A 13,932-nucleotide genomic window follows, 5' to 3' on the forward strand; every position below is an offset into this window, starting at 1 on the left:
GCGAAGCCGTCCCACCCCGGCGCGCCGGGCGGTCGGGGGCGGTCGGGCGGGAGGGCGGACCGGGTCTCCGCACCGGGGCCGTGTGGCTCGGACGAGGGCCTGGGCTCCCGGCCGCGACCGGGCGGCCCCGGCCCGTCGCGGTCACTCGGCCCGGAGGACCATCAGCGCGAGATCGTCGTCGGGCGGCCGCTCGTCGAACGCGTGCACCGCCCGGTTGATGCGGTCGGCGATCTCCCCGGCGGACAGCCCCGCGCAGCCGGCCAGAGTCCGGGCGAGCCCGTCGCCGTCGTCGAAGAGCACCGCGCCCGACCTCCGCTCGGTGACCCCGTCCGTGACGCACAGCAGGGTCTGGCCCGGCTCCAGGTCGAAGGTCTGGCTCTGGTACGCCACCTCGTCGACCACGCCCAGCAGCACCTGCGGCTCCGCCACCGCGCGCACCGAGCCGTCGCGGCCGAGCAGCAGCGGCAGCGGGTGTCCGGCGCTGGCGACGGTGATCCGGGCGCCCCCGCCGGGCAGCGGTACGGCCTCGCCGTGCAGCAGCGAGAGGAACCGGGGGTGCGCGGCGTCGTGGAGCTGCTGTCCGCCCGCCGCGGCGACCATCAGCGCGGCGGCCTCGGCCGCCTCCACCGCGTCGTCCAGCAGCAGCCGGTTCAGCCGGTCGAGCACCTCCCCGACCCCGAAGCCCTCTCGGGACAGCAGCCGCAGCCAGGGGCGTACGAGACCGGTGACCACCGCGGCCTCCGGGCCGCTGCCCTGCACGTCGCCGAGGACGAACGCCCAGCGTCCGCCGGGGCAGGCGAAGATGTCGTAGAAATCACCGCCGGCGACGCTCTCGTCGGCCGGTTCGTAGACGAGGGCGCTGGTCACACCGGGGATGTCGGCGACCCTGCTCGGCAGCAGCCCGCGCTGGAGGACCCGGCTGATGGTGGCCTGGCGGCCGTAGGAACGGGCCGCCCCGACGGCGAGCCCGAGCCGGCGCACGAAGTCCTCCACCAGCGACACCACGGCCTCCGGCAGCGGCGCTCCGCCGTCCCGTCCGACGAGGACGGTGCCGAGCGCCCGGCCGCCGGCCGTGATGCGGCAGGCGAGCGCGGTGGAGTTGCCGGCGTGGTCGCCGGGCAGGCCGGTGCGCCCCTCGGCCGCCCTGCCGTCCGGCGGCCAGGGCAGCGTGACCGGCCCCGCGCCGGTGCTGGCGGGCAGCCGCAGCGGGGCCTTCTCCAGCAGGGCCCGGACCGGCCCGGCGCCCCGCTCGTCGCGGTGCCGGACGCGGGCGAGCCGGGGCACGGCGGTGCCGCCGCCCTCACCGCCCTCCAGCCAGATCGCACACCAGTCGGCGAGCCGGGGCACCAGCAGCCGGGCGGCTATCGACGCCACCAGGTCCTCGTCGAGCCGGCCGGTGAGCAGATCGGCGGCCTCCGCGAGGAAGGCGAGCGCGCCCTGCCGGTCCCAACCGCTCTCCGCCCCGGCGTGCGCCGGGTGCGCCGGATACGCCGGGTGTTCCGGGTATGCCGCGCCCTCCGGGCGGGCCGGTTCGGGAAGGTGCGGAGCCGCCGGCTCGGGTACGGGCTCGCCGGGGGCCGTGGCGAGCGCCGCCGTACCGGTCCCGGGCCCGGAGCCCTGACCGGGCAGGGCGGTCCCCGGCGCGGTGTCCCGGGGCCGTCCCGCCCCGGCGTGCGCCGGGGCGGCCGGGGGGTCCGCCACCGGAGTCGTCCAGTCGTCCACGGGCAGCCGGGCCCACAGCGTGCGGGAGCCCGCGCGGTGGGTGACCCCCCAGGAGTCGGCGTGCGCGGCGACCCGGCGGAACCCGGTGCCGTACGACGCGGCGGGCGGCCCCTGCCCCTCGTCGTCTTCTCCGGGCCCCTCGGCCGGTCGGTCAGTGACCTCGACCACGAGCACGGGGGGACGGTCCTCGACCGGGTCCTCCAGCCGCAGGGACAGGTCGATCGCGGCGGCGGGGCCCGTCCTGGAGGCGTGCGCGACCGCGTGGCCGAGCAGGGTCTCGGTGACCGCGACGGCCTCGTCGGCGAGGCACGCGGCGAACCCGACGACCGCCGGCATGCCGAGTCCGGACCATTCGGACAGCACGGCCCGGACGAACCCGCCGCCGGCGGAGGGCGCCAGGGCGCTGCCGGGCAGGCTGGTCCTGCTGACGAGGGGCGGGCCTGCCGCCCGGCCCGTCCCGGTGGTTCCGGGGCGGTGAACGGTGTCCCGCTGCAAGGGTATGGGCCCCACGGTGCGGCTCCTCCGGGTGTCGAAACGCCGCCGAATACACGGACAGAGTGACAGACCGGACGCACCGGGACGCCGTGGCGGACGGCGGCGCGCCGACCGGAACGGAGCCGGGATCCGGTGCGTACGAGCCGCCGCGAAAGAGCCTGGAACCTTCCGCGCGCCCCTCGCGTCGCGCGGGGCGCCGCCCCCGCGCGAGCCCGGCACGCCGACGGGGCGGAGACCGCGGCCCGCTCGGGACCGCAGGTCTCCGCCCCGTCGGCGGCCGCCGGATCAGGCCTCGCGCGTCCCGGCGTACATGTCCTCGATGAGCGACTTGTACTCGCGTTCGACGACCGGCCGCTTCAGCTTCAGGCTGGGCGTCAGCTCACCGTGCTCGATGTCGAGGTCGCGCGGAAGGAGACGGAACTTCTTGACCGTCTGCCACCGCTGCAGGCCCTCGTTGAGACGCTTGACGTAGCCGTCGATCAGCTCCACCGTCTGCGGGGCCGCGACCACTTCGGCGTAGGACTTGCCCTCCAGACCGTTCTCGGCGGCCCAGCCGAGGATCGAGGGCTCGTCCAGGGCGATCAGCGCGGTGCAGAAGTTGCGGTCCGCGCCGTGCACCAGGATGTTCGAGACGAACGGGCAGACCGCCTTGAACTGGCCCTCGACCTCCGCCGGGGCGACGTACTTGCCGCCGGACGTTTTGATCAGGTCCTTCTTGCGGTCGGTGATCCGCAGGTAGCCGTCGACGGAGAGCTCACCGATGTCGCCGGTGTGCAGCCAGCCGTCCGACTCCAGGACCTCGGTCGTCTTCTCCGCCAGCCGGTGGTAGCCCTGCATGATGCCGGGGCCGCGCAGCAGGATCTCGCCGTCGTCGGCGATACGGACCTCGGTGCCGGGCAACGGCTTGCCGACGGTGCCGGTGCGGTAGGCCTCGGCGGGGTTGCAGAAGGAGGCGGCGCTGGACTCGGTGAGGCCGTAGCCCTCCAGGATGTGGACGCCGGCTCCGGCGAAGAAGAAGCCGATCTCCGGGGCGAGGACCGCCGAGCCGGAGATGCAGGCCCGCAGCCGGCCGCCGAACGCCTCACGGATCTTGGTGAAGACGAGGGTGTCGGCCACCTTGTGCTTGGCGTTCAGGCCGAAGGGGACCGAGGCGTTGCCGGTGCGCCGGAAGTTGTCCTGGGAGACCTTGGCGTACTCGCGCGCCACCCCGGCCGCCCACTGGAAGATCTTGTACTTGGCGCCGCCGCCGGCCCGTGCCTTCGCCGCGACCCCGTTGTAGACCTTCTCGAAGATGCGCGGCACGGCCGCCATGTAGGTCGGCTGGACCACCGGCAGGTTCTCGATGATCTTGTCGACCCGGCCGTCCACCGCGGTGACGTGGCCTACCTCGATCTGGCCGGAGGTCAGCACCTTGCCGAAGACGTGCGCGAGCGGCAGCCAGAGGTACTGGACGTCGTCGGCTTGGATCACCCCGGCCGCGACGGTCGCCTTCGCCATGTACGACCAGTTGTCGTGCGGAAGGCGCACGCCCTTGGGGCGGCCGGTGGTGCCGGAGGTGTAGATGAGGGTGGCGAGCTGCTCGGAGGTGATGGCGGAGACCCGCTCCTTGACCGCCTCCGGGTGGGCGACCAGGTACTCCGCGCCGCGGGCCTCCAGGTCGGCGAGGGTGAGCAGCCAGCCCTCCGGGTCGTCGGCGGCGGGCTCGGCCCCGGCCGGGTCGATGACCACGACGTGGGCGAGGTTCAGCCCCTCCGCGCGGGCCTCACGCGCCTTCGCCAGCTGGGCGGCGTCCTCCGCGATCAACAGCCGGCTCTCGGAGTCGGCCAGGATGAAGGAGGACTCCTCGGTGTTGGTCGAGGGGTACACCGTGGTCGTGGCGGCGCCCGCGCACATCACCCCGAGGTCGGCGAGGATCCACTCGACGCGGGTGGACGAGGCGAGTGCGACCCGCTCTTCCGGCTGCACACCCAGCGCGATCAGCCCGGCCGCGATGGCGTAGACGCGCTCGGCCGCCTCGCCCCAGCTCAGCGACTTCCACTCGTCCGGCCCCTCCCCCGAGGACGACGGCACCGGGTAGCGGTAGGCCTCCCCGTCCGGTGTGGCCTCCACCCGGTCGACGAAGAGATGCGCCACGGAGGGCGGTCGGTTATCGATCTGGGTCTGTGTGTCGCTCACGACGTCCTCCGGGCCTGCGGCATTGCTACGACCGGCTTCGTTGAATGATTGTGCTGTGTGTCTGCTTCTCGTTCCCGCTCTGTGGGGTCACTTCGTTCTCGCGCGGTCCTGCTCGTCCCGCTGTTTAACTGGCGAGTAACAAAGGAGCCGTGATCAGGGTAAAGCTCGGGGGTCCGCCGCGTAAGGGGCAACGGCGACCCTGTTGATAACGAACAGGCCCCTGCCCCCCGCGGTTGTGCGGGGGCAGGGGCCTGGACCGGAACGGGGACCGCGGTCCCGGCGTGTCGCGGCCCGACGGGACCGCGACGCGCACACCGCGGCGGCTACTTCTTCGCCTCGCCCTTGCCGCCCGAGTCGTCGGTGGAGAGGACGGCGATGAAGGCCTCCTGCGGGACCTCCACGTTGCCGACCATCTTCATCCGCTTCTTGCCTTCCTTCTGCTTCTCCAGCAGCTTCCGCTTACGGGAGATGTCACCGCCGTAGCACTTGGCGAGGACGTCCTTGCGGATGGCCCGGACCGTCTCGCGGGCGATGACCCTGGATCCGATGGCGGCCTGGATCGGCACCTCGAAGTTCTGCCGCGGGATGAGCTCGCGGAGCTTCGCGACGAGCCGCACGCCGTACGCGTACGCCTTGTCCTTGTGGGTGACGGCGGAGAAGGCGTCCACCTTGTCGCCGTGCAGCAGGATGTCGACCTTCACGAGCTGCGCCGACTCCTCGCCGGTGGGCTCGTAGTCGAGCGAGGCGTACCCGCGGGTCTTCGACTTGAGCTGGTCGAAGAAGTCGAAGACGATTTCGGCCAGCGGCAGGGTGTAACGGATCTCGACCCGGTCCTCGGAGAGGTAGTCCATGCCGATGAGGGTGCCGCGGCGGTTCTGGCAGAGCTCCATGATCGCGCCGATGAACTCGCTGGGCGCCAGGACCGTGGCCCGGACGACCGGCTCGTGCACCGAGTCGATCTTGCCCTCGGGGAACTCGCTCGGGTTGGTGACGGTGTGCTCGGTGCCGTCCTCCATCGTGACCCGGTAGACCACGTTGGGGGCGGTGGCGATGAGGTCGAGGCCGAACTCGCGCTCCAGCCGCTCGCGGATCACGTCGAGGTGCAGCAGGCCGAGGAAGCCGACGCGGAAGCCGAAGCCGAGCGCCGCCGACGTCTCGGGCTCGTAGACCAGGGCGGCGTCGTTGAGCTGGAGCTTGTCCAGCGCCTCGCGCAGGTCCGGGTAGTCCGAGCCGTCCAGCGGGTAGAGCCCCGAGAACACCATCGGCTTGGGGTCCTTGTAGCCGCCCAGCGCCTCGGTGGCGCCGTTGTGCAGCGAGGTGATCGTGTCACCGACCTTGGACTGCCGGACGTCCTTCACCCCGGTGATGATGTAGCCGACCTCGCCCACGCCGAGACCGTCCGCCGGCGTCATCTCCGGGGAGGAGACGCCGATCTCCAGCAGCTCGTGCGTCGCGTTGGTCGACATCATCCGGATGCGCTCGCGCTTGTTGAGCTGGCCGTCGATGACCCTGACGTAGGTGACGACACCGCGGTACGAGTCGTAGACCGAGTCGAAGATCATCGCGCGGGCGGGGGCGTCCGCCTTGCCGACCGGCGCGGGAACGTCGCGGACCACCCGGTCCAGCAGCGCGTCCACACCGACACCGGTCTTCGCGGAGACCTTGAGCACGTCCTCGGGCTGGCAGCCGATGAGGTTCGCCAGCTCCTCGGAGAACTTCTCGGGCTGCGCGGCCGGCAGGTCGATCTTGTTAAGGACCGGGACGATCGTGAGGTCGTTCTCCATCGCCAGGTACAGGTTGGCGAGGGTCTGCGCCTCGATGCCCTGGGCGGCGTCGACCAGCAGGACCGTGCCCTCGCAGGCCGCCAGCGACCGCGACACCTCGTACGTGAAGTCCACGTGGCCCGGGGTGTCGATCATGTTCAGGACGTGGACGTCGCCGCTCTCGGACGTCGAGGGCGTCCAGGGCAGACGGACCGCCTGGGACTTGATGGTGATGCCGCGCTCGCGCTCGATGTCCATGCGGTCGAGGTACTGGGCACGCATCTGCCGCTGGTCGACGACACCGGTCAGCTGGAGCATCCGGTCGGCGAGGGTCGACTTGCCGTGGTCGATGTGGGCGATGATGCAGAAGTTGCGGATCAGCGCCGGGTCGGTACGGCTCGGCGCGGGCACGTGGAGAGGAGTCGCGGGCACGCAGGGTCCTGATTCTTGAGACGCCGAACGCCTGTCTCGGGTCGATGTCGGGTCGGTCGGATCGATACGTAGCCTCCATCGTCCCACGGCTGCGGGGCGGCGACTGGTTTGGGCCGGTCGGAGGGTGACTGGTACCGTGGACAGCTGTGCTTCGTGGCCCCTCGGGCGACGGGGCGCACTCAGAAGATCCAACGAACCTGCAAAGGCTCTTTCGTGGCGAACATCAAGTCCCAGATCAAGCGGAACAAGACCAACGAGAAGGCGCGCCTGCGCAACAAGGCCGTCAAGTCGTCGCTCAAGACCGCGATCCGCAAGGCCCGTGAGGCTGCCGCCGCCGGTGACGTCGAGAAGGCCACCTCGGCCGCTCGCGACGCCTCCCGCGCGCTCGACAAGGCCGTCTCCAAGGGTGTCATCCACAAGAACGCCGCCGCCAACAAGAAGTCGGCGCTGGCCACCAAGGTTGGCTCCCTCAGCGCCTGAGCATCTGATGTGAACGCCGGGACGGAATCAGTGGGCCCTCTCTCCCACTCCTGACCGGCACCCCGCGCCGCACACCGAACCTGCGTTCGCCACGCGGGTGCGGCGCACCAAGCTTGAACGAAGAGCCCCGGCCACCCCCTCCCCAGGGGGCGGCCGGGGCTCTTCTTGTTGCGGGCGTCACGGGGGGCGGGGCGTTACGGGGTGGGGCGGCACGTACGGGGGGTGAGGCTCACGGGGGTGCGGCTCACGGGGGGTGAGGCTTCACGGGGTGACGTCACGGGTGGTGAGGCTTCACGGGCGAGGTCACGGGTGCGGGGAGCGTCGCGGGGGCGCGTCTTCACGGGGGCGGAGCGTCCTGGGCAGCGGCCGGGGCCTACCGCTCAGCGGCCGGAACGTGCCGCGCCGGCCACCGCGACGACTGCCTTCTCCAAGGCGTACGCGGGATCGTCGCCGCCGCCCTTCACTCCCGCGTCGGCCGCGGCCACGGCGCGCAGCGCCACCGCCACCCCGTCCGGAGTCCATCCGCGCATCTGCTGGCGGACCCGGTCGATCTTCCACGGGGGCATCCCGAGTTCGCGCGCCAAGTCAGCCGGGCGGCCGCCCCTGGCCGAGGAGAGCTTGCCGATGGCCCGGACGCCCTGAGCCAGCGCGCTGGTGATGAGCACAGGGGCGACGCCGGTCGACAAGGACCACCGCAACGCCTCCAGAGCCTCCGCGGCCCGCCCTTCGACGGCCCGGTCGGCCACGGTGAACGAGGACGCCTCGGCCCGGCCCGTGTAGTACCGGCCGACCACCGCCTCGTCGATCGTCCCCTCGACGTCCGCGACGAGCTGGGAGACCGCGCTCGCGAGCTCGCGGAGATCGCTGCCGATGGAGTCGACCAGCGCCTGGCACGCCTCAGGGGTGGCGGAGCGCCCCAGCGTCCGGAACTCCCCGCGCACGAAGGACAGCCGCTCGGCGGGCTTGGTCATCTTCGGACAGGCCACCTCACGCGCACCGGCCTTGCGCGCCGCGTCCAGCAGCCCCTTGCCCTTGGCCCCGCCGGCGTGCAGCAGGACGAGCGTGATCTCCTCCACCGGCGCGCCCAGATAGGCCTTGACGTCCTTCACCGTGTCGGCGGACAGGTCATGCGCGTTGCGCACGACGACCACCTTGCGCTCGGCGAAGAGCGACGGGCTGGTCAGCTCGGCGAGGGTGCCCGGCTGCAACTGGTCGGAGGAGAGGTCGCGTACGTCCGTGTCCGCGTCCGCCGCGCGGGCGGCCTCCACGACCTGCCGCACGGCACGGTCGAGGAGCAGGTCCTCCTGACCCACGGCGAGAGTGACCGGGGCGAGGAGGTCGTCGGTGGAGTTCTTTCTGGTGGCCATCGCCGTCCAGCATCCCACGCCCCACCGACACCGCGAGGCCGACGGGCATCGCTCCGGAGTGACGCCCGAGCGGGACCACGGCACCGGAAGGGCCCGCATGGACGCGGTGCCCCAAAGGTAGAGCGGCCACACGCACGGCGGCAGGGCGCGCGGAGGCGGTCCGGGAGGGGAGGCGGTCCGGGCGCGCAGGCGGTACGGGCGCGGAGGCCGTCCGAGCGCGGAGGCGGTACGGGCGCCGAGGCGGTACGGGCAGTGAGGCCGTCCGAGCGCGGAGGCGGTCCGGGCGCGCAGGCGGTCCGGGCGCGCAGGCGGTACGGGCGCGCAGGCGGTACGGGCGCCGAGGCGGTACGGGCGGTGAGACACGGCCGGACGCAGCAGGTCGGGGTGGGTGCGGGCCGGACCGGGGAGCACCAGGAAGACGTGCGGCGAGCACCGGAGAACCGGGGAAGCAGCACCGGAGGGACGTGCGGGAAGCATCGGTGACATGTGCGGGAGGCACCGGGGACCGTGGGGCGAGGGCGGGTCCGGGTCAGGCTGAGAAGGCACGCTTCGGCACGCTTCGAGCCGTGGCGGGACCGGGTGTCGGCACGAATGACCGCCGACCGCACACCCCCTCCGGTGCCGTCCGGTCGGCAGGCGAGAATGGTCGGGTGAGCGATGTGAGACATGTACTGGTGCTGCCCGACCGTGATGCCGCGGACGAGGTCGCACAGGAGCTTTCCGACCGCTTCGGGGTCTCCGAGGAACCCCAACTCGTGCGGGACGCGCTGGCCGGCGAGGACGACGCCGAGGACGCCCAGTGGCTGGTCGTCGTGGAGGACCCGGACGGGCGTCTCGACCCGTCCGCGCTCGACGCCTTCGCCGCCGCGTACGACGGTTGGCTGGAGACTCCGTAGCCGCCGCTCGCCTCGCATGCACCCGGCACGGGCAGAACCCTGCCCTCGGGGCGACCGCCTCCCCGCGGCCGTGCGGCATCGACTCGATCCTGCGGGCCCCGACGATCCAGTCCCGCACCCCCGTGCCCCCGTGCACGACGGGCCCCCGGTGCCACCCGGTCCCTGAGCCACCCGGCCCGGGGCCACCCGGCCCGGGGCCACCCGGCCCGGGGCCACCCGGTCAACCCCAGGGCCGATCAACCCAGCCAGTCCTGACAGCTTCTGGTCCGCCCGCCTCTGGCTCGTCTGCCCCTGGTTCGCCGACCTCTGGTTCGGCAGCCTCTGGTTCGACCGTCTCTGCTTCGACCGTCTCTGCTTCGACGGCCTCGGTCCGGCAGCCCGCCGACGCGACAGTCTCAGGCGCCACCGCCCCGGGGCGCCGCCATCAGGTCTTCTGAACGATCTGGATGTCGAGGTCGATCGCGATGCTCGAACCGACCACCGCGATTCCCTTCGCCAGCATGGTCTGCCAGGTGAGGGTGAAGTCCTCGCGGTGGAGCTCGGTGGTGGCGCGGCAGGCGGCACGCGCCTCGCCCTCGAGCCCGTGGCCGAGGCCGATGTACTGGGTGTCCAGCGTCACGGTGCGGCTGACACCGTGCAGGGTCAACGCACCTGTGACGCCCCAGCGGGTGCCGCCCCTGTGCACGAATCTCTCGCTGTAGAACTCCAGGGTCGGATAACGCGCGACGTCCAGGAAGTCCGCCGAACGCAGGTGGTCGTCCCGCATCTGCACGTTCGTGTCGATCGACGACGCGTCCATGATCACGTGCATGGCGGAGTCCTCCATACGGTCGGCGATCCGAACCGCCCCGGCGAAGGAGTTGAACCTGCCGTGGATGCGCGCCATGCCGATGTGCCGGGCGGTGAAACCGATCTGCGAGTGCGTCGGTTCGATCTCCCAGTCACCGGGGGCGGGCAGTTGCGGAGGCTGGGACACCTGCAACCGGACGTCGCCGAGGCTCGCGTGCCCCTCTTCGACGACCGTGGCAGAGGCGTGGAAGGGGGTGAACCCCTCTGCCGTCACGGCCAGCCGGTAGTCACCCACGGGCACGGTCGCGAGGACGCGGCCGAAGGGATCGGTCTCGCCCCCGAGCACCTTCCGACCGCCACTGTCCGTAACGACGTACTGGGCTTGCTGGACCGGCTCGTTGACCGGGTCGAGCACCCGGCAGCTGATCATGCCCGCGGAGCGCGGCATGGTGAGCCCGGCGAACGCGCCACCGCTGCCTGAGCCCGACTGTCTCTTGTTGCTTAGCCAACGGCCGAACATGTTCTGCGCACTCCCGAGGGGCGGTTCACCATGGGCCCCTACGGCTGGACGTCGTTGTCGGAGCAGCGGCCCGCCGACGAAAGCGTATTCGATCACCGTTGCGTCGTTCGAGGCAAACGCAGCAGCTCGCGAGGGGTTGCGCGGACGTGTACCAAGGTGTTACCGAAGGTCCGTATTGACGGCCCGTCCCACCGCCCTCTCCCGTGCTCCGGCTCGCTCCCTCCCGACGTTGTCCTCTTCCTGTGCGTCCATCGCACGGAGACAAGCGGCTTCGGCCGCCGTCGGTCGCTCCTCCGATCCACCCCTGCGAACCGTCCTCGCCCCCGCACGACCACGACGATCGGTACGCCGCCGATCCGGAAAGCTCGTTGCCCGCCTGCCTTCCCGTGCCCGGCTGCCGGCACGCCACCCGCTCTCCCCACACCCTCACGACCACGGAACGTGACGACTGGAGCCGGTCTCGGACAACGCCGGGCAGCCGCCGACAGCCTCCCTCCCGCCACATCCGGACGGCCTCGCCACCGCTCGCCCGTCAATCACGCCCGGCCACCCGCAGCGACGCCCCCGCACCGGCCACCGCCACCGCACCGTCCCGGTCCGTACGGAACACCTCCGCGCCCCCGGCGGTGAGCGCGGCGACCGTACGGGGCGCCGGGTGCCCGTACGTGTTGTCCGCGCCGCACGAGATCACGGCCACGCGTGGCCGAACCTGCGCGAGCAACGCCGGATCCTGGAACGCGGAACCGTGGTGCGCCACTTTGAGCACGTCGACCGGGGGAAGGCCCGGATGGTCGCGGGCCAGCCCGCGCTGAGCGGGAGGTTCGAGATCCCCCATCAGCAACAACGTCAGCGCGCCCCGCGCCCGCACGAAGAGCGTGACGCTCGAATCGTTCGCCCCGGTGTCGGCAGGCGGCCCGCGCACTCCCCCGCGGGCCGCCCCGCCCGTTCTTTCCCCGGCCCACAGCACCTGCCACTCCACGGCCCCCGCCCGACGTCGTTCACCCGGTACCGCCGAACCCACGGGAACGCCCGCCTCCGCCGCCGTTCTGTGCACGAACGCGGCCTGATCGTGCGGCTCATGGAGCCCAGTCGTCTGAATCGCTCCGACGCTCCGGCCCCGCAGCACCCCGGACAGACCGCGCACGTGGTCGGCGTGGAAATGGGTGAGCAGCACCATCGGAACACGGCTGATGCCGAGATCCCGCAGACAACCGTCGACCGCGTCGGGTTCCGGGCCGGCGTCGACGACCACACCGGCGCCTTCGCCCGCGGCCAGTACAAGCGCGTCCCCCTGCCCGACGTCGCACGCGGCGAACGCCCAGTCCGGCGGTGGCCATCCCGTCATGACCCGGGTCAGCGGCGCGGGTCTGAGCACCGCGAGCACCAGGGCGAGGGACGCGGCCACGCACATCCAGGGCCGACGGGCGATCAGCCGGGCGCAGCACACCACGACCACGGTGAGCAGCGCCAGCAGCATCGCCCCCGACCATCCTCCCGGCCAGCCGATCTGCGCCCCCGGGAGTCCCGCCCCGGTACGCGCCACGGCCGCGATCCAATCGACCGGCCAGGCCGCGATCCGTGCCAGCAGCTCCGCAGTCGGCGGGGAGACGGGAGCGAACGCGAGCGCCGCGAAGCCCAGTACCGTCGCCGGGGCCACGGCGAACTCCGCCAACAGGTTGCACGGAATTCCCACCAGGCTGACCCGCGAGGCGAGCACCACGACGACGGGGGCGCACACCGCCTGGGCGGCTGCGGCCGCCGCGAGCACCTCCGCGAGCCGACCCGGTACCGACCGTCGGCGCAGGCCCTCGCTCCACCGGGGAGCGAGCGTGAGGAGCGCCCCGGTGGCCAGCACGGAAAGCAGGAAGCCGTAGCTGCGGGCAAGCCAGGGGTCGTAGAGCACCAGCAGCAGCACTGCCGTGGCCAGCGCGGGGATCAACGATCTGCGCCGCCCGCTTCCGATGGCCAGGAGCGTGATCAGCCCGCAGGCGGCCGCCCGGAGCACGCTCGGCTCGGGCCGGCAGACGACGACGAAGGCCAGTGTGATCGCGCCGCCCAGCAACGCGGTCATCCGCAACGAGATCCCCAGCCGGGGTGCGAGACCACCGCGCTCCGCGCGGGTGGCCCGGCCGGGCGGCCCGATCAGCAGGAAGAGCAGGATCGAGAGATTGGCTCCTGAGACGGACAGAAGGTGCGTCAGGTCGGTCGCTTCGAAGGCGTCGTGCAGATCGGTCGGGACCCGTGCGGTGTCCCCGACCACCAGGCCGGGCAGCAGGGCGCGAGCGTCCCCGTCCAGCCCTTCGGTCGCACGGCGCAGTCCTTCGCGCAGGTCGCCGGCCACCCTCTGGATGCCCGTCGGGCCTCTGACGACCCGGGGCGGCGCTTCGCGCTCCACTCGGAGCAGCGCCGCGCTCCGTTCGCCGGGCTGCGCGGCGGGGGCGAGTCGGCCGGTCAGGCGCAGCCCCGTGGTCGGCAGCAGTCCCGTCCACCGGTCCGTCGCGGTTCCCGGCGAGACCATCAGCAGGACAGGGGTGCGCAGCCGGGTGATCGAGCCGTCCGCCGAGGTCAGGCGGGTCACCTCGGCATCGAAGAGCAGCAGGACAGGCGCGGACCGGCTGCCGTGCACCCGCGTCCTCGCCTGCCGCGGGTCCGACGTGACGGTCACCTCCACGTCGACGGTGGCGTGCGCCCGCGCCAGCGCAGGAACCGGGCCCCGCCGCACATCGGCACCGTGCAGTCCCGCGGACGCTGCCCCCGCCGCGGCGCACAACAGCACCGCGCTGACAGTCGTGACCGCCGACCATCCCGGCCCTCGCCGTCGGCCACGTCGAGAGGCGGCCGTTCCCGCCGTCCCCGACGCCGCTGCCGGGCCCCTCCGAGCCCGAGTCGCGCCGGCCGAAGAGTCCTGCGAGACGGCCCGGCCTCTGCCGCGCCGGACGAGGGTGAGCCCCACCACGGCCAATGCCACCAGCACCGTGGTCCCCACCGCCACGGCCTGCCCCGGCAGCACCAGCGCAAGGGCTGCGGCCCCCCAGGCCGCCAACGCCGGTGGGACGAGCCGCACATCTTTTCCCGCAGCCTCCGGGCCGGCGCCGGCCACCGATGCGCCGGCCACCGGTACGCCACCCGCAGGTGCGTCGCCCGCCGCCCCCCGAGCTCCCGGTGGGCTGCTCCCCGGCGTATCGCCCCTTTGCACTCCGGTTCCTGATGTCCCGTCGGGTGTCCAGCTCTCCCCACCGCTTTTCGCTCCCCTCCTGCCTGCGGCCCCCACACCCACGGGCCCCGTACCCGCA

At 72.6% G+C, this 13,932-nt stretch carries 8 protein-coding genes; 2 read left to right on the top strand and 6 right to left on the bottom strand.

Annotated features, from left to right (window positions below):
• Window positions 1–141 precede the first annotated feature (141 nt).
• The 3 genes from Q0994_RS00275 to lepA form a co-directional block, all read right to left on the bottom strand.
• Window positions 142–2,232, bottom strand: coding sequence for a SpoIIE family protein phosphatase (locus tag Q0994_RS00275; protein WP_299527343.1), 2,091 nt, complete (start codon window positions 2,230–2,232; stop codon window positions 142–144).
• Window positions 2,233–2,502: 270 nt separating this feature from the next.
• Window positions 2,503–4,392 (bottom strand): long-chain fatty acid--CoA ligase, encoded by a 1,890-nt coding sequence (locus Q0994_RS00280; RefSeq protein ID WP_299527345.1) that lies wholly within the window; start codon window positions 4,390–4,392, stop codon window positions 2,503–2,505.
• Between the two features lie 323 nt (window positions 4,393–4,715).
• Window positions 4,716–6,587, bottom strand: a complete 1,872-nt coding sequence (gene lepA / locus Q0994_RS00285) for a translation elongation factor 4 (RefSeq protein ID WP_299527347.1) — start codon at window positions 6,585–6,587, stop codon at window positions 4,716–4,718.
• A 213-nt stretch (window positions 6,588–6,800) separates the two neighbouring features.
• Between lepA and rpsT the strand changes: the two genes are divergently transcribed.
• On the top strand, window positions 6,801–7,067 hold the full coding sequence (gene rpsT / locus Q0994_RS00290; RefSeq protein WP_299527349.1) for a 30S ribosomal protein S20: 267 nt from the start codon (window positions 6,801–6,803) through the stop codon (window positions 7,065–7,067).
• A gap of 380 nt (window positions 7,068–7,447) precedes the next feature.
• Here the strand turns inward: rpsT and holA are convergent, their stop codons facing one another.
• On the bottom strand, window positions 7,448–8,434 hold the full coding sequence (holA, locus tag Q0994_RS00295) for a DNA polymerase III subunit delta (RefSeq protein ID WP_299527351.1): 987 nt from the start codon (window positions 8,432–8,434) through the stop codon (window positions 7,448–7,450).
• Between the two features lie 650 nt (window positions 8,435–9,084).
• On the opposite strand from holA, the gene Q0994_RS00300 reads away from it, so the two are divergent.
• Window positions 9,085–9,330: a hypothetical protein gene (locus Q0994_RS00300; RefSeq protein ID WP_299527353.1), complete on the top strand. Its 246-nt coding sequence runs from the start codon at window positions 9,085–9,087 to the stop codon at window positions 9,328–9,330.
• 424 nt (window positions 9,331–9,754) lie between these two features.
• Here the strand turns inward: Q0994_RS00300 and Q0994_RS00305 are convergent, their stop codons facing one another.
• Together Q0994_RS00305 and Q0994_RS00310 are read right to left on the bottom strand one after the other, a co-directional pair.
• Entirely contained in the window at window positions 9,755–10,639 is an 885-nt protein-coding gene (locus Q0994_RS00305) for a YceI family protein (RefSeq protein WP_299527355.1), read from the bottom strand.
• Between the two features lie 532 nt (window positions 10,640–11,171).
• Window positions 11,172–13,754, bottom strand: a complete 2,583-nt coding sequence (locus Q0994_RS00310; protein WP_299527357.1) for a ComEC/Rec2 family competence protein — start codon at window positions 13,752–13,754, stop codon at window positions 11,172–11,174.
• Between the last annotated feature and the right edge of the window lie 178 nt (window positions 13,755–13,932).

The sequence above is a fragment of the uncultured Streptomyces sp. genome, from assembly GCF_947488945.1.
Taxonomy (GTDB): domain Bacteria; phylum Actinomycetota; class Actinomycetes; order Streptomycetales; family Streptomycetaceae; genus Streptomyces.